The following is a 19,643-nucleotide window of genomic DNA, read 5'->3' as shown; positions in this document are numbered from 1 at the left end:
CGTCAGAATCAGAAGCGGTCCGGGGAGCGCTGCGGAAGCGGGGCCCCGGGGCGGACGTCCGGCTTCCGGTCCTCCTGGGCGCCGCCGTTCGAGTCGCCCGTCGCCTCGCAGGTCACGTCCTTCGTCGGCAGCTTGCCGGTGGTCAGGTAGTCCGCCACCGTGCCGTCCGTGCACGCGTTGCCGCTCGGGTAGACGCCGTGGCCCTCGCCGCCGAGGACCGTCAGCATCCTCGAGCCCTTCAGATCGGCGTGCAGGGCCTGACCGCTGGGCAGCGGGGTCTGGGAGTCCCACTCGTTCTGCACCACCAGCGAGCCGACCTTGTTGTTCACGACGGTGGCCCGCTCGACCGACCTGTCCCAGAAGGCGCAGGGCTTGATGCTGGACGCGAAGTCGCCGTAGAGCGGGTAGCGGCCCTTGTCCTCGATGGCGTCCCGCCGATAGCTCTCGGGGTCGCGGGACCAGGCGGCCGAGTTGTCGTTGCACACCACGGCCCAGAAGCTCGCGGTCATGTTGTCGCTCGGCACATCGGCGGAGCCGGCGGCCAGGCGTGGCGTTCCGGCCGGATCCGGGAGCTCCTTCCCGGAGGCGGGCCGGCCGGCCGCGGCCTTCTTCAGCTCCACGACCAGTTCGGTGCCCTCCCGCACGCTGAAGACCGCGCCGCGCATCATGCTCCGGACGTCATCGCCGGTGTACTTCTCCCCGTCCATCTCGATGGGCTTCTCGTTCGCCCGCTGGACCAGGTCCCAGAACGTCCGGTCGACCTTCTTCGGGGTGTCGCCGAGGCCGTACTTCGCCGAACGCGCGGCGGCCCACTCGGTCCACCGGTCGAACGCGGGCTCGGCACCCTCCGCCCACCACTGGATCATCTTCCGCCAGGCCCGCGCCGGATCCACCGCGCTGTCCACCACGACCCGGTCGGCCCGGCTCGGGAACAGCTGGGTGTAGACGGCGCCGAGGTATGTCCCGTACGAGTAGCCGAAGTACGAGAGCTTCTTCTCGCCGAGGATCGCCCGGAGCAGATCCATGTCACGGGCCGTGTTGCGCGTGGTGATGTGCTTCAGCGTGGCGCCCGACTTCTCACGGCACTTGCGCGCGACATCCCGCGCCCAGGCGACGTCCTTGTCGAACGTCGCCTCCTTGTACGGCCGCAGCCAGTTCTCCTCCTCCGACGTCAAGCCGCAGGTGACGGGCGTGGACCGGCCCACCCCGCGCGGGTCGAAGCCGATGAGGTCGTAACTCTGCCGCGCGGACTCGGGCAGCATGTCCTTCATCTGAAGCGGCATGTCGAGCCCCGGCCCGCCGGGGCCACCGGGGTTGGCGAGCAGGACGCCGTGCCGCTTGTCCGGTGTGGTGGTCTTGATCCGGGATATGGCCATGTCGATCCGCTTGCCGCCGGGAGCCCGGTAGTCCAGCGGCACCTTGATCGTCGCGCACTGGTACTCCGCCGGTTTGTCGGCCTCGCACCGCTGCCACTTCGGCTTCTGCTTGACGTACGGGTCCAGGGCGCTCGCGGTGGCGGACGCCGGGGCGGCGGCCTGGGCGGTGCCGGTCTGTGCGGTACCGGTCTGGGCGGCACTGGCCGTGGAGGTGGCGAGCGCGGGAGCCAGCGTTGCCGTGACACCGACGGCCAACAGCGGCGCGAGACCTCGTCTACGCACGAAATCGTTCCTTCCGGTCGCGTATCGGGACGGGAACGATCATTCAGGTGATGTGCGCCGGGGAACATCGCCCGTGCGTCCCCAACTCCCCTCCCTCTTGGGAGGGATGAGACGGCGGTGAGTGGTCCTCTGGTTGTACGGGCGGCCCGCGCACAGCTCAGGGTTGCGGCACCTCCTGGCCGTTGACGAACACCCGCCGGAAGGTCAGGTCGTCGGTGTGGGCGACGCTGTCGGGGTCGCGGATGCCGGTGAACGTGGAGCGGGAGAGGTGTACTCCGCGCAGATGGTCGGTCTCCAGGCCGATCAGCCGCAGCACGGTCTGGGCGCCGTCGATCGCCATCCGGTCCAGATGGACGTTCCGCACCGACACCGGCAGTGTCCCGTTCTCGCCACCGTTGTAGTCCATGGTCACGAAGGCGATGTCACGCTCCACGCCCCGCCCGGTGAAGTTGCGGATGTGCACACCGTCGATGGAGCCGCCGCGCTTCTTGTTCGCCTTGACGTACAGCGCGTACTTGACGGGGTAACGGCCGGGGAAGTCCGGCGGGTTGATCTCGCAGTCCTCGGCGAACACATCACGCACCCCGCCGGACATCTCGCTGCCGACCGTCATCCCGCCCCACCGGCCGGAGAACCGGCAGTCGCGCACCACGATGTTGCTGCTCGGCACGCCCACCCGGTGGCCGTCCTCGTCCCGGCCGGACTTGACGGCCACGCAGTCGTCGTTGGTGTTGAACCGGCAGCCGGTGATGAGCACATCGGAGCAGCACTCGGGGTCGCACCCGTCGGTGTTGTACAGCGTGCTGTCCACGGTGACATCGCGCACGGTGACGTTGCTCGACAGCACCGGATGGACGGTCCACATCGGCGGATCGACGATGGTCAGACCGCTGACCAGGACGTTGCGGCAGCGGTAGAACTGCACCATCTTCGGCCGCAGATGGTGGCCGTCGCCGAAGACGCGCCGCGCCACCGGCACCCCCGTGGAGCCCATCTCGCGCAGCAGCTTCTGGTCGGCCCCCTGCGGTCCGCCGTCGCGGTACCAGCTCTCCCACGGCCCGAGCCGCGCCTGCCCGTCGAGCGTGCCGCGGCCGGTGACCGCCACGTCCCGCTCGCCGTACGCGTAGATGAAGGGCGAGTAGTTGTAAGCCTCGGTGCCCTCCCAGCGGGTGAGCACCACCGGCAGGAAGTCGCGCGGATCGGGGCTGAAGGCGATGGTGGCGCCCGCGGTGACATGCAGGTCCACCCGGCTGCGCAGATGGATCGCGCCGGTGAGGAAGCGGCCCTCGGGGACGACGACATGGCCGCCCCCGGCGCGGTGGCAGGCGGCGATGGCGGCCCGGAACGCCACGGTGTTCATCGTCCGCCCGTCGCCGACCGCGCCGTAGTCGGTGACCCTGAACGTACGCCGGGGGAAGGCGGGCGGCCTGATCCGGGCCAGGATCCCCGGCACCGCCCGCCACGCCCCGGTGTAGGCGGCGGCCGCGCCCATGTTCGGGGTGGCCGGGCCCGTGTTCGGGGCGGCCGCGTACGCCTGCTCCGGGAGCAGCGTGCCCGCCGCCAGCAGACCGCCGGTGCGCAGCGCCGCGCGGCGGGAAGGTCTCGGGTGCATGGCCTGCCTCCTTGGCAACGCCCTAGCCGACGGAGATCCGGTCCAGGTCGGGTGCGGCCTCGGTGTCGTTGGAGATCCTGATGGTGTTGGCGCCGGGCTTCAGGGTGACGGGGAGAGTGGTCGTACGCGGCGTGGTGTTCCCGGTGTCGGTCACCGTCACCTTGGCCGGTGGGCCGCCGTTGACACTCACCTGGAACGAGCGGGTGCCGTTGACCGTGTAGTCGAGGTGCAGCGTGTGCTCCCCGCCGTCGGGGACGACCACATCGGGGAACACCATGGCCGCCTGCTCGCTGCCGCCGATGTTGCGCACCTTCTCGGCCCCGGAGCAGGGGCCGCAGCCGGTGATGCCCGTGCTGCCGAACTGGTTGGCCGAGTCCTCCGCCTCACGGGCCCATATCCGGCCCTCGGGCAGTGGCCGCACCCGGACCTGGTCCGAGACGGACTTCTGCCGGCCGAGCAGCGCGTAGTCCGCCGTGACGGGGATGTCGGCCGACCCGGCGTCCTGGCCGGGCGGGGAGGTGACGGTCCATGTGCCGCGTACCGTCTGACCGAGCCGCAGCGACCGGGCCGTCACCGGCCCGCCGTCCGCGGTCCAGCCGGCCGGCAGCCGGGGCGCGAGGCTGACGTTGTCGAGCTGCTCGTCGTCGTCCAGCCGGAGCGTCGCCGTGACGGTGAGGGACCGCTGCCCGGGGCCGACCCATTGCAGGCCGTGGGGTTTGACGGTGAGCGTGGTCTTGGGGGCGTACGAGTCCGGGGGCAGCGGGGCCACCGCGATCCGGTCCAGACCGGGGCCACGGCGGGCGGTGCTGAACACCTTCACCGTATTGGCACCGGCCTTGAGCGGTACGGACACCGCCGTGCTCCCCGGCACCTCGGGGCTGTCCGCGGGCACGGGCACCTCGACCGGTGCCGCGCCGTTGACACTCACCGACAGGGAGGAGCCGGCCGCGGCGGTGTGGTCCAACTGGAGCCGGTAGTCGCCCTGTTCGGGCGCGCGCACATCGCGGTACGTCACGGAGTTCCGCGGCCCGCCGCCGAGGCCGTCGACGCGGCGGCCGCCCGAGCAGGCGCCGCAGGCCACGGAGTGGGCCGCGCCCGACGGCCGGTTCTCCCGCGCCTCGGCCTCCAGCGGCAGCGCGGTCCGGGTGGTCTTCGAGCGGCCGTACGCCACCTGGATCTCGTCGATGCGCAGCTGGTCGTAGAACTCCGGCGCCTGCGGGCCGCCCCACAGGCTGCGCACCTCCAGCTTCAGATAGCGGGCGGTCCGGTCGCCGATGTCGATGGTGCGCACCCCGCGCGCACTGGGCAGTGTGCCCGAGCGCACCTGGGTCCAGCGCTTGCCGTCGCCGCTGGCGTAGACACGGTAGTCCTTGATGCGCGCCGAGTCCTCGGGGCGGCCGAAGGACGACCGGGCGTGCGTCGGGGACCACTCGCGCTGGTTCACCGCCAGCGCCGTGGCGTGCTTGCGCGTGCCGAGGTCGAGGGTGACGGAGACGGGCAGCTCGCCGTCGCTGTCCCAGTAGGTCTCGTAGTCGCCGTCGGCGAGGTCGGCCGCCGGGTGGCCGGTGCGCGCGGACGTGGCGGTGGCGCCGACCCCCGACTGCGGGTAGACGGGCCGTCGGCCATCGGTCTCGACCTTGAAGACGGTGTCGTACGGATCCCAGTCCTGGATCCCGAGGATCGACAGATGGCCACCGGACTGGCTGAAGCGCATCGCCTCGCCGGTGCGCAGATCGGTGACCCGGCGCACGGTGTAGCCGTTGTCGCCCAGCCGCACCATGTCGGTGCGGGGCCGGGTGACCACGTGCACATACTGGGTGCGGTCGCCGTTCTCGCCCCGGCCCACGGTGACCACGCCGTGGGCGCCGTCGTTCCAGAAGCCGGGCTGCATACCGCCGTACATGTAGCCGCCGCCCTCGACGCCGTACACCGACTCCCGGATGGGCTCGACCCACTTGCCCATGAAGTCGTTGAACTCCTCCTGCTGCGGCGGGAGTTCGCCGTTCACCATGGGTGTCTCGGCCATGAGCGACTTGATGGAGGAGCCCGCGTTGGTGATGTAACGGCCGGTGCTGAGCCGGGCGTCGACCTCGTGGTCACCGCCGTCGTACCACCAGTCGCCGGTGGTCGGCAGCTTGTAGTCGGCCTCGGTCAGCCGGGGCATGGGAACGGTCACGGCGGCGGGGTAGTCGTACGCCGGGGTCATGCCGGTCTTCTGCTCATTGCTGACCGTGTCCATGATCGGCGTGTCTTCGTTGTTGTTGCTCAGCAGCCAGTCCGGCCGGCGTTCGCGGATCTTCTCGTAGAGACCGTTCTCCTCCCAGTACTCGTTGTCGTTGTCGATCCAGAACCCCGACAGATCCGGGTACTTGTCCATGACCTCGAGGAACAGGTCGTAGCTGTACATGCCGAAGCCGCGGCGCGTGGTCAGGTCCACCCGCTGGCCCTTGTACTTCGAGTAGGCGGCCGAATCCAGCGTTTCGGTGCCCGACTCGTTGTGCCACTGCGGGTCGTCGGTCATGTAGAGGATGACGCGCACGCCCTTGGCCTTGGCCGCGGCCACGAGCTCGCCGAGCAGATCGCGCTCGGTGGCACAGCTGCCGGGGATCTTCGAGGGCCAGGGGCGGGCGTAGCCCAGCCTGCTGTGGAAGGTCGCGAGCACGATGTACGAGGCGCCGAGCTTGCGCGCCTCGTCCACCCAGGTGTCGGCACTCCAGCCGCCCTCGGTGACATCGCGCTCCCAGGTGGCGCAGTCGCGGTGCTGGGGATAGGTGAACATGCCCCAGTGCAGGAAGAGTCCGGCGGTGGACTGGCGCAGCCACTCCTGCCGGGGGTGCTGGACCTCGGCCTGGGCGGGGGTGGCCAGTAGGCCGATGGCCAGGGCGAGTACGACCGCCGCGCACAGCGCGCGCCACCGGGAGCGGGTGGCGCGTGCGGCGCGTGCGGTGCGGGCGGCACCGGCGGCGCGTTCGGTGTGGGCGGCATCGGCGGCGCGGGCCGCGGGGATGTGGATGGGGCGGAGCGGGATCCTCGGCGTGGGCATGTCCTGTCCTCCGTGAACGTTCCCGTGAGCGTTCACGGAGCACTGTCCGGCCCACCCGGCCGCCGTGTCAATATGTGTGCGAGGTTGGGGTGTTCGGCTGTGGGGTTCCGTTGACGCCCGTCGTCGCCGCGGTGATTATCGAGGAGGAGCGGTTCGGGGATCACCCCCGTGAGCGGCCCCGAGTGCCACGTCGTACCAGGTCCTACCGCGTTCGAGGGTGGGGAGAGGGGTGGGGCCCGTGCCCATGAGCGCCAGGCCGCGCCGTATCACCATCGAGGATGTGGCGCGCTCGGCCGGGGTGTCCCGGCAGACGGTCTCCCGCGCGGTCAACGACAAACCGGAGATCGACCCCGCCACGCGGCAGCGGGTGCTGCGGGTGGCCGAGTCGATGGGGTACCGGCCCAGCCGGTTCGCCCGTGGCATGGTCGGCCCGCACCTCACCACGCTGGGCCTGGTCATCGCGGATGTGCTCAACCCCTTCTTCCCCGAGGTGGTTTCCGGTGTGCTGGCGGCGGCCGACGAGTGCGGCTGGCAGGTCGCCGTCTACAGCACCGGGTCCGCCCTGGAGCGCGAGACCGCGGTGGCGCGGACCGTGGTGGACCATGTGGACGCGTGTGTCGCCTTCCTGCTCGACCCCGGCGCCATCGAGCTCATCCACCGCTCCGGTATGCCCTTCGTCCTGCTCGACAACGAGCACCGGCCGCCGGGCGTGAGCGGGGGGCGGATCGACTTCGCCACCGGTATGCGGCACGCGGTCGGCCACCTCGTCGAGCGCGGCCACCGGCGGATCGCGATGCTCGACGACCGCGGCCGCCCGGACGCCGGTGGCCACGGCACCCGCCACTCGCTGTTCCTCGGCGCCGCCGCCGAACTCGGGCTGCCCGCCGATGAGGAGTGGGTGTTCCCGGCGGCCAACTCCCTCGAGGGCGGGGCGGCGGCCATGGACGACGTACTGGCCGGCGGCTTCGGGGCGACGGCGGTGCTCGGGTACAACGACCTGATCGCCATCGGCGCCATGCGCCGCGCCCGCGACCGCGGAATGCGGGTGCCGCAGGACTGCGCGTTCGTCGGGTGCGACGGGCTGACGCTGAGCCGGCTCGTGGACCCGCCGCTGACCACCCTGACGGTCGACAAGGAACTCCTCGGCCGGGCCGCGGTGCGGCAGGTCGCCGCGCAGATGACCGGCGCCGGGACGGGGGAGACGGTGATCGTGCCACGCCTGGTGGTACGCGAGTCGTCCTGATGTGGCCGGCGCCGTGCGCGAGTCATCCTGACGTGGCCGCCGCAGGGTGGCGTGATGTGGCCGCAGCCGATGGCGTGGTGGGCCCATTTAGTTGTGTCTGTATAATGATTATGTAAACACAATTAAATGGAGGCCCCTTCATGTCCGATCTCGCTCCTCGGCGACGATGGCTCGTGCTGGCCATCTGCTGCATGAGCCTGCTGATCGTCAGTCTCGACAACACGATCCTGAACGTCGCCCTGCCCTCCATCCAGCGCGACCTGCACACATCGGTGTCCGGGCTGCAATGGACGGTCGACGCGTACACGCTGGTGCTGGCGAGCCTGTTGATGCTCTCCGGCTCGACCGCCGACCGGGTGGGCCGTCGCCGCACCTTTCAGACCGGGCTGGTGATCTTCACCGCGGCCTCGCTGCTGTGCAGCCTGGCTCCCGGGCTCGGCTGGCTGGTCGTCGCGCGGATGCTTCAGGCGGTCGGGGGATCGATGCTGAACCCCGTCGCCATGTCGATCATCAGCAACACCTTCACCGACCCCCGGGAACGCGCCCGCGCCATCGGTGTGTGGAGTGGTGTCGTGGGCATCAGCATGGCCGCCGGGCCGATCATCGGGGGTGCGCTGGTGGAGTCGGCGGGTTGGCGGGCGATCTTCTGGCTCAACGTACCCATCGGCCTTGCCGCGCTCTTCCTGACCCGCAGGTATGTGCCGGAATCCCGGGCGCCGCGGGCTCGCCGAGTGGACCCGGTCGGGCAGGCGCTCGTCATCGTGCTGCTCGTCGCGCTGACGTACGCGATCATCGAGTCGCCGAACCTGGGCTGGACCTCTCCGGTGGTCATCGGGTGTGCGGCCGCGGCGCTGTGCGCGCTGCTGGGGTTCCTGTGGTACGAACCGAGGCGCGCCGACCCGCTCATCGACCCGCGGTTCTTCCGTTCCGTGCCGTTCTCGGGCGCCACCGTGATCGCGGTTGCCGCGTTCGCCGGTCTGGGCGGTTTCCTGTTCGTCAGCTCTCTGTACCTCCAGGATGTTCGGCGGCTCGATCCGCTGCACGCGGGGTTGTTCATGCTGCCCATGGCGGTCATGGCCCTGCTGACCGCACCCGTATCAGGTCGCATGGTGGCCTCGCGGGGGCCGCGTACTCCGCTGCTGCTCGCCGGGGCGGCGTTGTGCGCGAGCGCCGTGCTCCAGGCGCTCACCTACTCCGAGCACCTTCCGGTGCCCCTGCTGGTCGTCGCGTATCTGCTCTTCGGCACCGGCTTCGGGCTGGTCAACGCGCCCATCACCAACACGGCCGTCTCGGGGATGCCCCGTTCGCAGGCCGGTGTCGCGGCCGCGGTGGCCTCCACCAGCCGGCAGACCGGCCAGTCCCTCGGCGTGGCCGTCATGGGTGCTCTGATGGCCGGGGGAGCGCATACGGACGCGGCGGCCTTCACGGACGCGGCACGCACGGCATGGTGGATCATCGCGGGCTGCGGCGCCGCGGTGCTGGTCATGGGTACGCTCACTTCCGGCCGCTGGGCCCGGGCAACGGCCCAGCGCACGGCGAAGCGGCTCGCCGCCGAGGAGACCAAGGAGACAGTGAACGTCTGATGGAGCGCCCACATGACAACGAGCCGCACGAGGCGGACGAGCGGGAGGAGGGGGGCGAGAGGGACGGACGGGACGAGCGGGACGACGAGACCGTCAGGACGGCGGCCCGAGCCTGGCAGGGGCTGAACACGCTCCTGATGGAGCGCTACAACCGCCGTAAGGCGGTCGCGGAGAGCCTGGGCATGAGCTTCAGCCGCGTCAGGGCGTTGCGCCGGCTCGCCGCCGGTCCGATCACCCTTCGCGAACTGGCCGAGCGGCTGGGCGCCGACCCGCCCTACACCTCCGTCATCGTCGACGACCTCGTACGGCGCGGCCTCGCCGAACGCATCACCAACCCGGCCGACCGCCGGTCCAAGCTGGTCCATCTCACCAAGGACGGCCAGGAGTTGGCCGCCCGCGCCATCGCGATCCTCACCACCCCGCCCGACGCCCTGCTCGACCTGCCGCTCGAGGACATCCAGGCGCTCGACCGCGTGGTGGCCAAGCTTCTGCGATGAGGCGATGGCATTTGGCGGCCTTGTGTCAGTCCAGGCGGTGTCAGTCCAGGCCGTGGTCGCGGGCGTAGCGGATGGCCGCGACGCGGTCGCGGGAGGCGGTCTTGGTGAAGACCCGGTTGATGTGGGTCTTCACGGTGTTGCCGCTCAGGAAGAGGGCGGCGGCGATCTCCGCGTTGGTCATCCCGCGTGCCATCAGCGTGAGGATCTCCGCCTCACGACGGGTGAGGCCGTCCGGGAGCGGCCGGTCGGCGGCGTCGGGCTCTGGGGGAGGGGCGGTGGGAGCGCTCGCCGCGGCGAGCAGGGTGGCCTGGACCCTGGGGTCGAGGACGGAGAGCCCCGCGACGGCGCTGTGCAGGGTACGGGCGATGTGCAGCCGGTCCGCGTCCTTGGTGAGGTAGGCACGGGCCCCGGCCCGGAGCGTCTCCAGGACGGAGGTGTCGTCGGCGTAGGTGGTCAGGACGACGACGGCGACCCCGGGGTGCTCGGCGGTGAGCCGGCGGGTGGCCTCGGTGCCGTTGAGCACGGGCATGTGCAGGTCGAGCAGGATCGCGTCCGGGTGGTGCTCGGCGACCTGGTCGAGCGCCTGTTGTCCGTTGGCCGCGGAGCCGACGACGTCGATGTCCGGCAGCAGGTCGAGCATGAGGACCAGCCCCTCCCGGACGCTGGCCTGGTCGTCGGCGACCACGATCCGCAGCGGCCGGGTGTCCTGGGCGCTCATCGTGGCACCTCGGCCCGGACGCGCCACTGTCCGTCCCGTACGCCCGCGTCGAGTGTCCCGCCCAGCAGCAGGAGGCGCTCCCGCATCCCGGTGAGGCCGTAGCCGCCGTCGACGGTGGCTAGCGCGGGTGGTTGCCGAGGGGATGGGGGCGCGCCGAGCGGGTTGTCGACGGTGAGTGTCACGTGTTCGTCCTCATAGGTCAGGGTGACCTCCACCGGCTGGGCGGGGGCGTGTTTGGCGGCGTTGGTCAGGGCTTCCTGCGCGGTACGGAAGAGGGGGAGGGCCTGGTCCGCCGGGAGCGGGGAGGGCTCGCCCTCGACCCTGAGCCGTACCGGAACGCCGTGCCGCTGCCGGTGGGTGTCCGCCATCGTGCCCAGTTCCTCGTCGAGTGGCGCGAGGTCGGAGCGCAGGGCGTGTACCGCGCGGCGGGTCTCCGCGAGCCCGTCGGCGGTCAGCCGCCTCGCCCCGTCGAGCACGGTGACCGCCCGGTCGATGTCCCGGTGATCCGTCAACAGGGCGCCGGCGGCCTGGATCTGGATGCTCAGGGCGCCCAGCGAATGGGCCAGTACGTCATGGATCTCACGGGCGATCCGGGTGCGTTCGTCCAGTACGGCCACCCGGCGCTGCTCCGCGCGGAGCAGTTCGCTCTGGGCGAGCATGGCGGCCGATTGCTCGGCGCGTATCCGGTAGGCGCGCCGGTTGTGGCTCGCGACCAGGACCAGCGCCACCAGCATCGGATAGCCCAGTGCGAACCCGCGGCTCGCCCCGGCGACCGGGACCCCGGTCTCCAGGGCCACCACCGTGCAGCCCGCCACGGCCCAGCCCACCGGGAGGCTCAGCTCGGTGCCCAGGTGCATGACGGCCATCAGCGAGAGGCCGATGAGCGCTCCGGCGTGCGGGAAGGCGCTGGCGTAGCCGGAGAGGGCGGCGGCGACGCCGAGCAGGATCCGCATCCGCATCCGCGGCGCGCGCTTCGCGGCCTCGTCGCCGAGGGCGTGGGTGAGCTCCCACAGCAGCAGCGCCAAGCCGCCCAGCGCGTACGTGACGACGGCCAGGGTCACCGCCCCGGGCCCGGCCGGAGGGCCCGTGAAGGTGTGCAGACCGATGAACGCGTACGCGCCGGCCCTCATCAGCCATGACACCGTACGCAGCACGGACGCAGGATAGCGGCCCCAGGACCGCTCGGCCGCGGCACCGGGGGGTACCGCGGCATGGGCCGAGGGTACGCCCGTTCCGTCGTCTCCTGTGGGGGCCGCGGGAGCGCCTTCCGGGCGCCGTCCGGTCATCGCCGTCCCCGGTGGGCCCGGTCGCGTAGGCCGTCACGCGTCGACCGGTCGTACGATCCCGTGGGGCGGGGGTACTGCGCGGGCCGCTCAGCGCCGGGTGCCGACGGGCCGCCCGGCCCGCCCAGCAGTCCCGCCAGCGCGCCCCGCACGTCGAAGGGGCGGCCGTCCTTCTCCGGGGCGAACGGCACGCCGGAGGCGAGGGCGCGCGGTGTGACGACGGCGGCCTGGCCGAGCCGGTTGAGGCCGAGCAGCATCAGGATGGGCGCCGAGGAGCCCGCCACGGGAGCGTGCAGCGCCATGGCGACGGCCGTCATCACGACCCGCGAGACCACCAGCGCGAGCCACAGCCACAGTCCGTACACCGGCATCCGCGCCCACAGCACCCCTTCGCGCGGCTCCAACCGCAGCACGGCTCCCTGGGCGGTGCCGATTCCGGCCGCGATCACCGCGCTGATGACCAGGCATGCGAGATCGGCCGTGGTGAGGTGGCGGCCGTCCTTGCCGAGGCCGGTGAAACCGATGACGGCGAGGACCGCGGGAAGCAGGATCAGCCGCTTGCCGCGCAGCGGCTCGCCGCGTAGCTGACGTGCGATGACGAAGATCACGATGGCGATCGCGGCCAGCACTTGCAGCACGTTCACTGGAGGACTCCCGTCGGCCACGCTTCGGTCGCGTACGCCCGTTGACTCGCCCCGAGGCTAGGAAGGCCCGCGGGGCACCGCGTCACCCCGAGCGGTGACCTCCGGGGTGACCCGCGGGGTGATCCGCGGGTGATACCGGCGCTGGGGACCGGTACCACCGGGCGGTCGAAGCGATCACCCCGGAGGTCACCCCCCGCTACGGCGCGCGGGAACGCGTACCGGCACGAGTCTGAGCGAGCCGAATCCGCGGCAAACCGTCCACCGAGAGGCTCGCCATCCCATGTCCACCATCGGTCAAGCCATGATCATCAACGGTGCGGTCCTGATCGCCGTCCTGGAGGCGGACCTCGGGCCCCACCGCAGGATCGGGAAGCCGCGCATCCTGCGACCGCTGCTGATGACCGCCGCGATCGTCCCCCTCTTCATCAAGAGCCCGGCCACCCACGGCTCCGGTCTGGCGCTCGAACTCGCCGCAGTCGTCGCGGGGTTGCTCGTCGGGCTGCTGGCGATGACCTTCACCACGGTCTACGCCAGTCCGACGACCGGCAAGCCGGTCAGCCGTGCGGGCTTCGCCTACGCGGCGCTGTGGATCGTCGTGATCGGCGCACGGGCCGCGTTCTCATACGGATCGGAGCACTGGTTCGCCCGGCAGCTGGGCCGCTGGATGGTCGACCACCAGGTGACCGCCGACGCCCTCACCGACGCGCTGCTGCTGATGGCCGTGGCGATGACGCTCACCCGCACCATCGGACTCGCCGCGCGAGCGGCCACCGTCGGCCGCCGGGTGCCCGCCGCGCCCGCGGCCGAGTAACGGTGGCGTGCGGCCAACGAGACCACAATGAGGTTCGCCTTGTTCCGCCTCCTCGGATCGGAGAGATATGCGGCCCGGACAGGATGGAGAAGCGACCGACGCCGCGCAGCTCGCGGCGCGGCTGCGCCACGTCTTCTGGATCGGTGGCGGGAGTGGCGCGGGCAAGTCGACCATCGCCCGCCGCCTCGCCGACCGGTACGGGTGGCGGCTCTACGCGACCGACGATGTGATGCGGGATCACGCCGGGCGGGCCACCCCCGAGGAGGCGCCGTTTCTGCATCGGTTCATCGCCATGGACATGGACGAGCGATGGGTGAACCGGTCTCCCGAGGCCATGCTGGAGACGTTCCACTGGTTTCGGGGTGAGGGCTTCGGCCTGATCGTCGAAGACCTCCTTCGTCTGCCGCCGGAGCCCTGCGTCATCGTCGAGGGGTTCCGGCTGCTCCCGCACCTCGTGAAGCCGCTGCTCGACGCTCCTCAGCAGGCGGTCTGGCTTATTCCGACTCCCGGTTTCCGTCAGGCCGCCTTCCGCAGTCGGTCCGTACCGGGGGAAGGGTTCGTCTGGAGGACCAGCGATCCGGCGCGGGCCGGGCGCAACCTCGCCGAACGGGATCGCATGTTCACCACGCGCCTCGAGGAGGAAGCCGAGCGGCTACGGCTGCACACCATCGAGGTCGACACCGCGACGACGGAGGACGCTCTCGCTGAGCGGGTGACCAGGGCGTTCCGGCTCTGACGCGACGACTCCCACGGCCGCCGCGCGCCCCGGACTCACTTGGTGAAGCCGGGCTTAGAACTCGCGCGGATAGGCACGGTGGCGTACCTGTGGGCACCTCCTCACTCGGCGGCCACCGTCGCCTGCCACGCGCCCGGGCGTTTGCCTGTGGCCTTGTGGAAGAACACCGAGAAGTTGGATGCGTCGGGGAAGCCGAGTACGTCGGCACAGCGGGCGGCGGTGAGGCGGTCGTGTGCGAGGAGCCGTTTGGCTTCCAGGGTGATCCGTTCGACGATGTACGCCTTCGCGGTGCGGCCGGTGGCCTGCTGCACCGCTCGTGAGAGGGTGCGGGGCGCGTATCCCAGCGCACGGGCGTAGTAGCCGGCGTCGTGGTGTTGCCGGAAGTGCGCTTCGACGCTGGAGCGGAACAACCGGAACACCGGATGTGTGAGCCGTGCTTCGGCGTGCGGTGGGTGCAGCCGGGTGATGAGCGCGGAGAGCAGGATCTCGGGCAGCTCCGTCGAGGAGTCACTGGGTGGGGCGGATGTTTCGAGGAGGAGATGGTCGCGCGCCGTGTCGACGAAGGGCCAGTCGGCGTCGGGGATGCTCCAGTGCGCGGCCAGGTCCGGGGAGGCGACGAGTTCTCGGGTGGTGTGGGTGACCGGCGCGGTCGGCACGAACAGCACGAGGTGCCCCGCCACTTCGGCGATGTCGTCCCACCGGTGTACCGCGCCGGGTGGAATCCACACCGCGGACCGATCTTGGAGCGGGTGGAGGTGGAAATCGACCGTGACTGAGCCGGGTCCGGCGTCGATGACGGCAAGGACGTGGAAGTCGGCGCGCTGCGTGCCGCCGTCGTTCAGCTCGCGAAGGCGGTCGAACGTCATCGTCTCGACCGAGGCGGCGCGGCGTCCTGCGGGCTGGTAGGTCATCTGCCGGATCACGCTCACGTGTCCAGTTTTCACCATCGGGCGACCAGTCGCGCCGATGCCCCGTCCGGGTGCGGAAGTTTCAATGAATACACAGGGCAATCGCCTAGAGCATCGACCGGAAGAGCCATCATGAACACGACGCAGCAGACGCTTCTGCCCGCTTACGACCATCGGCCGGGGACCGGGCCGACTCTGGTGTTCCTGCACTATTGGGGTGGTTCTGCCCGCACCTGGGACCTCGTCGTCGACCGCCTGGCGGGCCGTGACGTGCTCACGGTCGACTTCCGCGGGTGGAGCCGGTCGAGCGCTCTGCCCGGTCCCTATACGCTCGGTCAGCTCGCCGACGACACGCTCGCCGTGCTCGCGGATGCGGGGGTCACCGACTACGTCCTGGTGGGGCATTCGATGGGGGGTAAGGTCGCACAGCTGGTCGCGGCCACCAGGCCCGCCGGCCTGCGCGGCATCGTTCTGGTCGGCTCCGGCCCGGCGAAGCCCGCCGCCCAGGTCACTCCCGAGTACCAGGAAGCCCTGTCGCACGCCTACGACTCCGCCGAGTCCGTGGCCGGGGCACGGGATCACGTCCTCACCGCGACCGAGCTGCCCGCTCCGGTCAAGGCGCAGATCGTGACCGATTCGCGGACCGTCACCGACGCCGCCCGCACCGAGTGGCCGCTGCGCGGCATCGCGCAGGACATCACCGAGCACACGCGCATGGTCAGCGTGCCCGCTCTCGTCGTCGCCGGAGAACACGACCAGGTGGAGCCCGTCGGCGTGCTCCGCGACAACCTGGTGCCCTACCTCTCCCAAGCCGACTTCGTGGTGGTCCCCCACACCGGTCACCTGATCCCGCTGGAAGCCCCGGCCGAGCTCGTCGACGCCATCACCGCATTCGCGCCGGCAGCCTGACCGTCCCCGCGGCCCGACGACGGGCTGTGCCCCTGATCACCCGCCCACGGGGGCCGGGACAGGCCCTGCCGCGTCGCACCGTAGATGCTGAGAAGCCGGGCTCACTTGGTGAAGACCGCCCGCGCGATGTCATCGGGCGCGGCGCTCGTCTCGGCGATCGGCTCCCCGTCCGCGGACCAGATGCCCGAACGGCCGGACGTGCGGTCGAAGCCGCCACCGGTCGGACCCGCGAAGGCCGCCGTGGCGACCCACACACCGTGGTCGGCGGCGACCCGGCGGGCGCGCTCGCCGTGGAGCCCGGCCTCGTGTTCGGCGTGGACGACGCCGGCCACGTAGCCGTCGATCCCCAGCGCGGCCGTCTTCGCGGCGTGCTCGGGGAAACCGGTGTCGCGGCAGACGGCGAGCCCCAGCCGCCACTCGTCCACGTCGAGGACGGCGGGCTCCCCGGGCACGAAGTGGATGGCCTCGCTGCGGTGCAGGTGGACCTTTCCGTAGACCACCCGTGCGCCGTCTCCGGACAACGCCAGGATGCCGATGCGTGGCCCTGGCACCGGCGCGCCGACCAGGGCGAGCGTCCCGGTCCCGGCGCACGCGGCGACGATCGGGGCAAGCCGTTCATCGTCCGGGGCGACCGGCGTCGCGTCCAGCTCGTATCCCGTCAGCGACATCTCGGGGAAGACCACCACCCGCGCGTCCGCCGCCCGGACGGCCTCCGCGTGGGCCACCGCGTTGGCCGCCACGTCATGAGCGGCGCACCTCGGCTGTGCCACCGCGATGCTCAACGGCCGTGCAGGCTGTGTCGGCCGTGCAGGCTGTGCCACCCCGAACTCCCCTCGCCGAATCGCACGGTCAGCCTATCCAAGCCCGTACCGCGGACACCGCCGAAATCCGGCGGAGGCACTGCGCCGGCAGCCCGACCTCATGGTCGGCCTGCCGGCGCGGGGCCCCGCGTACCGAACCTCAGGCGGACGTGGCGGGCGAGGAGGGGGTCGGGGCCGTGCCGGTGCGGGGCTTCCGGCCGTCGTCCGCCGAGCTCGGGGCCGACGGCCCGCCGTCGCGCTCCTCGGGCAGCTTCAGCGTCAGCGTCAGGACGAGCGCCACCAGATAGAGCGCGAGGAAGATCAGCGTGACTCCGCCGGCGCCGACGAGCGGGAGGAAGAGGCTGGCGATGGCCGGGCCGACGAAGGCCGCGCCGCCCGCGCCCAGGTTGAGCAGGGCCATCGAGCCGCCCTTGTTCTCGGGCGCCATCGACGGGATGAGGGCCGAGATGGGGACGAATCCCGCGAGGGTCGCGCCGTAGAACATGCCGGCGAGCACCGCGACCCAGTAGTAGTCCGGGCCGAGCCACGTCGGCACGAAGTACAGCGTCGTGACGCTGATCGCACAGCCCAGCGCGCCGAAGCCCGCGATGGTCGTACGCCAGCCGATGCGGTCGGAGAGGACGCCGAAGATCAGGTTGAAGAAGATGTTCGTGCCGTAGATGATCGCCAGCAGCTGGAGCCACTTGTCCTCGCCGAAGCCGACGTCGTCGGAGAAGATCCGCGGCAGGTACACCAGCATGCCGAACTCCGGGGCCGTGTTGATGATCCGGACCAGGCAGCCCACCAGGACCCGCGGATGGGTCCAGATGATGGAGACGGAGTTGAGCAGGCTCTCGCCGGTGGTGACCTCCGGGGGCGCCATCCGGTCGCCGCCGGGCCGCCGCCGGGCGCCGACCAGGGCGATCGCGCCACCGATGAGGATGAGGACGAGCGCCGACCACAGCGTGCCCAGGCGGCCGAGCGAGGGGATCGTCAGGCTCGACCACAGCGAGCCGAGGGTGGGCAGGCCGCCCGTGAAGGCGAAGTAGAACCAGCCCACCGCGGTGCCCAGCCGGGCCTTGGGTGCCGTGTTGGTGATCCATACGAGGAAGCCGAACGCGAAGAGCGGATAGCCGAAGCCCCGGATGCCGTAGAAGATCAGCATCATCGGGTAGTTCTCGGTGCCCAGCGCGAAGAGCAGGTACGCGGCGTCGAAGACGGCCCAGATCGCCAGGCCCGTCCACATCACCCGGCGGGGCCCCCACACCTGGCAGAGCGCGCCGGAGAACCACGACGCCAGCATGACGGCGATGCCGTAGACGGTGATGACGTACCCGGCCCGTACGTCCGTGGCCGCGCCGTGGTCGGCCATGTACGGAGCGATGAAGCCGGATTCGACACCGTCGCCGATCATGAACAGGAGTACGCCCAGATAGCCCAGGACCAAGGGTTTCGGCATCGCTTCCTCCACTCTGCGGGGATGACGGAGTACGACCGCAGATACTCAAGTGAGCCGAGAGAAATATCAAGAGGTCTGGTAAGAATAACGAGATTCGATGGTAACTACTCGGTCTCGACGACTCGCACATCCGTGAGCTCCCGCATCTCCCGCAGCAGCTCCTCGTCCACCGGGCCGGTCAGCAGAACATGGTCGAAGGAGTCCACGCTCTCCAGCCGGTGCAGCGCGCGACGGCCCACCTTGCTGTGGTCCATGAGCAGCACGCTCGTCGCGCCCGCCTGCCGGGTCGCCCGTTTGATGCTGACGATCTCCTGCTCTTGGTGGAAGGTCATGCCCGCGGTGATCGCGGAAGTGGAGAGCACGCTCAGATCGACGGAGACGCCGCTGATCATGTCCATCGCCGGCAGGCCGATCCATGAGTCATGGGTGCGCGAGTACTCGCCGCCCACGCAGATCAGCCGGATGCCCTCGGCGCTCCTCAGCTCCTCGGTGATCAGGCGGTAGTTGGTCACCACGGTCAGCGGTCCCACCTCGGGCAACAGTCGCGCCAGGGCCAGCGCCGAGGTCGAGTCGTCCAGCATCACCGACATCCCCGGGGCCACGAACCGCAGGGCGGCGCGGGCCAGTGCCCGCTTCTCCTCGGTGTGCGCGTGCAGCCGGAAGTCCGAACTGGACTCGAAGACCGTCGAGGGCTGAGCGGAGACGCCACCGTGGTACTTGCGCAGGATGCCGCGGTCCGCCAGCTCGGCGATGTCGCGGTGGACCGTCATCAGGCTGACGCCGGTCAGCTCGACCAGTTCGGACACGGTGGCGTCCCCCTGGGCCAGAACGTGGTCGACGATCACTTGCTGACGCTGTTGCCGCGCACCGCGCGACGGCGGGGGAGTAGTCATGCCCTCCATCCTGCCGTGTTTATTTCTCACATAGAACCAGTGACAACTCACGTCGTGACTGTTAATTTCGCTGTGGCGGACCCCGCCGGGTGCCACCACCTGGCGGACACCGCAGGGCGCACGGACATCCCGTGCCCCGCCAGCCAGACATCATCAGCCGGGAGATCAGGGGTACGCATGGCCGACGCAGTGGTCTTCGACATGGACGGCGTGCTCGTGGAGAGCGAGCATCTGTGGGAGGAGCTGTGGGCCGCCTACGCCGCCGCACGCGGCCGCACCTGGGGTCCGGAGCAGACGCGCGACGTCCAGGGGATGAGCGCCCCCGAGTGGGCCGCCTACCTCACCCGGTTCTGCGGGGCGGGTGACGCCGCCGCCAGTACCGAGCGGGCCGTCGTCGACGGCATGGTCCAGGCCCTGGCCGACGGCCGCATCGGCCTGCTGCCCGGAGCCCGTGAAATGATTACCGCGACCGCCGAGCTCGCCCCCGTGGCGCTCGCCTCCTCCGCACCCCGCCGGGTCATCGACGCCGTCCTCGTCCACCACGGCGTCGACCACCACTTCAAGGCGACCGTCTCGAGCGCCGAGGTGGAGCGCGGAAAGCCGAGCCCGGACGTCTATCTGGCCGCCGCGCACGCCCTCGGCGTGGCCCCGGAGCGCTGTCTGGCGGTGGAGGACTCCAGCAACGGGCTGCGCGCCGCCGCGGCCGCCGGGATGACCGTCGTGGCCATTCCCAATCCGCAGTACCCACCCGCCGAGGACGCCCTGGCCGCCGCCGCTTACCGTTCTTCGGACCACCATGCCGTACGTGACTTCCTGCTCAGCAGGCTCGAGATCCGAGGGGAGTGA

17 protein-coding genes are annotated in these 19,643 nt (G+C 70.8%); 7 read left to right on the top strand and 10 right to left on the bottom strand.

What is annotated here, in order from left to right; translation table 11 throughout:
- Positions 1-8: 8 nt before the first annotated feature.
- The 3 genes from ACJX2R_RS09515 to ACJX2R_RS09505 form a co-directional block, all read right to left on the bottom strand.
- Positions 9-1,658, bottom strand: a complete 1,650-nt coding sequence (locus ACJX2R_RS09515) for an alpha/beta hydrolase (RefSeq protein WP_413099678.1) — start codon at positions 1,656-1,658, stop codon at positions 9-11.
- A gap of 157 nt (positions 1,659-1,815) precedes the next feature.
- Positions 1,816-3,270, bottom strand: a complete 1,455-nt coding sequence (locus ACJX2R_RS09510) for a glycoside hydrolase family 28 protein (protein WP_413099677.1) — start codon at positions 3,268-3,270, stop codon at positions 1,816-1,818.
- A 22-nt stretch (positions 3,271-3,292) separates the two neighbouring features.
- Positions 3,293-6,313 (bottom strand): alpha-L-fucosidase, encoded by a 3,021-nt coding sequence (locus ACJX2R_RS09505; RefSeq protein ID WP_413099676.1) that lies wholly within the window; start codon positions 6,311-6,313, stop codon positions 3,293-3,295.
- Between the two features lie 244 nt (positions 6,314-6,557).
- On the opposite strand from ACJX2R_RS09505, the gene ACJX2R_RS09500 reads away from it, so the two are divergent.
- The 3 genes from ACJX2R_RS09500 to ACJX2R_RS09490 all read left to right on the top strand — a co-directional run bounded on the left by ACJX2R_RS09500 (position 6,558) and on the right by ACJX2R_RS09490 (position 9,636).
- Positions 6,558-7,556 carry a LacI family DNA-binding transcriptional regulator gene (locus ACJX2R_RS09500; RefSeq protein ID WP_413099675.1) on the top strand — a complete coding sequence of 333 codons (999 nt, stop codon included), beginning with the start codon at positions 6,558-6,560 and terminating at the stop codon, positions 7,554-7,556.
- A 140-nt stretch (positions 7,557-7,696) separates the two neighbouring features.
- Positions 7,697-9,139 carry an MFS transporter gene (locus ACJX2R_RS09495; RefSeq protein ID WP_413099674.1) on the top strand — a complete coding sequence of 481 codons (1,443 nt, stop codon included), beginning with the start codon at positions 7,697-7,699 and terminating at the stop codon, positions 9,137-9,139.
- The gene (locus ACJX2R_RS09490) at positions 9,139-9,636 is read left to right on the top strand and encodes a MarR family winged helix-turn-helix transcriptional regulator (protein WP_413099673.1); all 498 of its coding nucleotides are present in this window, start codon (positions 9,139-9,141) and stop codon (positions 9,634-9,636) included. The genes ACJX2R_RS09495 and ACJX2R_RS09490 overlap by 1 nt, the downstream gene beginning before the upstream one ends.
- Before the next feature lie 40 nt (positions 9,637-9,676).
- On the opposite strand, the gene ACJX2R_RS09485 is transcribed toward ACJX2R_RS09490, so the two are convergent.
- The 3 genes from ACJX2R_RS09485 to ACJX2R_RS09475 all read right to left on the bottom strand — a co-directional run bounded on the left by ACJX2R_RS09485 (position 9,677) and on the right by ACJX2R_RS09475 (position 12,281).
- On the bottom strand, positions 9,677-10,354 hold the full coding sequence (locus tag ACJX2R_RS09485) for a response regulator (protein ID WP_413099672.1): 678 nt from the start codon (positions 10,352-10,354) through the stop codon (positions 9,677-9,679).
- Positions 10,351-11,508: a sensor histidine kinase gene (locus ACJX2R_RS09480; protein WP_413099671.1), complete on the bottom strand. Its 1,158-nt coding sequence runs from the start codon at positions 11,506-11,508 to the stop codon at positions 10,351-10,353. The genes ACJX2R_RS09485 and ACJX2R_RS09480 overlap by 4 nt, the downstream gene beginning before the upstream one ends.
- 128 nt (positions 11,509-11,636) lie before the next feature.
- Positions 11,637-12,281, bottom strand: coding sequence for a hypothetical protein (locus tag ACJX2R_RS09475; protein WP_413099670.1), 645 nt, complete (start codon positions 12,279-12,281; stop codon positions 11,637-11,639).
- Between the two features lie 280 nt (positions 12,282-12,561).
- Between ACJX2R_RS09475 and ACJX2R_RS09470 the strand changes: the two genes are divergently transcribed.
- Both ACJX2R_RS09470 and ACJX2R_RS09465 read left to right on the top strand, forming a co-directional pair.
- Entirely contained in the window at positions 12,562-13,092 is a 531-nt protein-coding gene (locus tag ACJX2R_RS09470; RefSeq protein WP_413099669.1) for a hypothetical protein, read from the top strand.
- A 67-nt stretch (positions 13,093-13,159) separates the two neighbouring features.
- Complete coding sequence (locus tag ACJX2R_RS09465; RefSeq protein WP_413099668.1) at positions 13,160-13,828, top strand: shikimate kinase; 669 nt, start codon at positions 13,160-13,162, stop codon at positions 13,826-13,828.
- Positions 13,829-13,929: 101 nt separating this feature from the next.
- Here ACJX2R_RS09465 and ACJX2R_RS09460 read toward each other — a convergent pair whose 3' ends face one another.
- The gene (locus ACJX2R_RS09460) at positions 13,930-14,757 is read right to left on the bottom strand and encodes a helix-turn-helix domain-containing protein (RefSeq protein ID WP_413099667.1); all 828 of its coding nucleotides are present in this window, start codon (positions 14,755-14,757) and stop codon (positions 13,930-13,932) included.
- Between the two features lie 111 nt (positions 14,758-14,868).
- Between ACJX2R_RS09460 and ACJX2R_RS09455 the strand changes: the two genes are divergently transcribed.
- On the top strand, positions 14,869-15,645 hold the full coding sequence (locus ACJX2R_RS09455; RefSeq protein ID WP_413099666.1) for an alpha/beta fold hydrolase: 777 nt from the start codon (positions 14,869-14,871) through the stop codon (positions 15,643-15,645).
- 101 nt (positions 15,646-15,746) lie between these two features.
- Here ACJX2R_RS09455 and ACJX2R_RS09450 read toward each other — a convergent pair whose 3' ends face one another.
- From ACJX2R_RS09450 to ACJX2R_RS09440, 3 genes are all read right to left on the bottom strand, one after another.
- A complete protein-coding gene (locus ACJX2R_RS09450; protein WP_413099665.1) occupies positions 15,747-16,415 on the bottom strand; it encodes a carbon-nitrogen hydrolase family protein in 669 nt (222 codons plus the stop codon).
- Positions 16,416-16,605: 190 nt separating this feature from the next.
- Complete coding sequence (locus ACJX2R_RS09445; protein WP_413099664.1) at positions 16,606-17,904, bottom strand: MFS transporter; 1,299 nt, start codon at positions 17,902-17,904, stop codon at positions 16,606-16,608.
- A gap of 104 nt (positions 17,905-18,008) precedes the next feature.
- Positions 18,009-18,797, bottom strand: coding sequence for a DeoR/GlpR family DNA-binding transcription regulator (locus tag ACJX2R_RS09440; RefSeq protein ID WP_262698708.1), 789 nt, complete (start codon positions 18,795-18,797; stop codon positions 18,009-18,011).
- A gap of 177 nt (positions 18,798-18,974) precedes the next feature.
- Between ACJX2R_RS09440 and ACJX2R_RS09435 the strand changes: the two genes are divergently transcribed.
- A complete protein-coding gene (locus ACJX2R_RS09435) occupies positions 18,975-19,643 on the top strand; it encodes an HAD family hydrolase (protein ID WP_413099663.1) in 669 nt (222 codons plus the stop codon).

The sequence above is a fragment of the Streptomyces sp. Inha503 genome (genome assembly GCF_047215865.1).
Taxonomy (GTDB): Bacteria; Actinomycetota; Actinomycetes; order Streptomycetales; family Streptomycetaceae; genus Streptomyces; species Streptomyces lycopersici.
The sequence above is the reverse complement of the archived record's forward strand: the minus strand, read 5'-3'. Positions and strand labels throughout refer to the sequence as shown.

Coding starts and splice junctions, on each gene's coding strand:
- ACJX2R_RS09465 (WP_413099668.1), top strand. CDS start 13,160: ATGCGGCCCGGACAGGATGGAGAAGCGACCGACGCCGCGCAGCTCGCG.
- ACJX2R_RS09490 (WP_413099673.1), top strand. CDS start 9,139: ATGGAGCGCCCACATGACAACGAGCCGCACGAGGCGGACGAGCGGGAG.
- ACJX2R_RS09445 (WP_413099664.1), bottom strand. CDS start 17,904: ATGCCGAAACCCTTGGTCCTGGGCTATCTGGGCGTACTCCTGTTCATG.
- ACJX2R_RS09510 (WP_413099677.1), bottom strand. CDS start 3,270: ATGCACCCGAGACCTTCCCGCCGCGCGGCGCTGCGCACCGGCGGTCTG.
- ACJX2R_RS09500 (WP_413099675.1), top strand. CDS start 6,558: ATGAGCGCCAGGCCGCGCCGTATCACCATCGAGGATGTGGCGCGCTCG.
- ACJX2R_RS09495 (WP_413099674.1), top strand. CDS start 7,697: ATGTCCGATCTCGCTCCTCGGCGACGATGGCTCGTGCTGGCCATCTGC.
- ACJX2R_RS09485 (WP_413099672.1), bottom strand. CDS start 10,354: ATGAGCGCCCAGGACACCCGGCCGCTGCGGATCGTGGTCGCCGACGAC.
- ACJX2R_RS09455 (WP_413099666.1), top strand. CDS start 14,869: ATGAACACGACGCAGCAGACGCTTCTGCCCGCTTACGACCATCGGCCG.
- ACJX2R_RS09505 (WP_413099676.1), bottom strand. CDS start 6,313: ATGCCCACGCCGAGGATCCCGCTCCGCCCCATCCACATCCCCGCGGCC.
- ACJX2R_RS09435 (WP_413099663.1), top strand. CDS start 18,975: ATGGCCGACGCAGTGGTCTTCGACATGGACGGCGTGCTCGTGGAGAGC.
- ACJX2R_RS09470 (WP_413099669.1), top strand. CDS start 12,562: ATGTCCACCATCGGTCAAGCCATGATCATCAACGGTGCGGTCCTGATC.
- ACJX2R_RS09440 (WP_262698708.1), bottom strand. CDS start 18,797: ATGACTACTCCCCCGCCGTCGCGCGGTGCGCGGCAACAGCGTCAGCAA.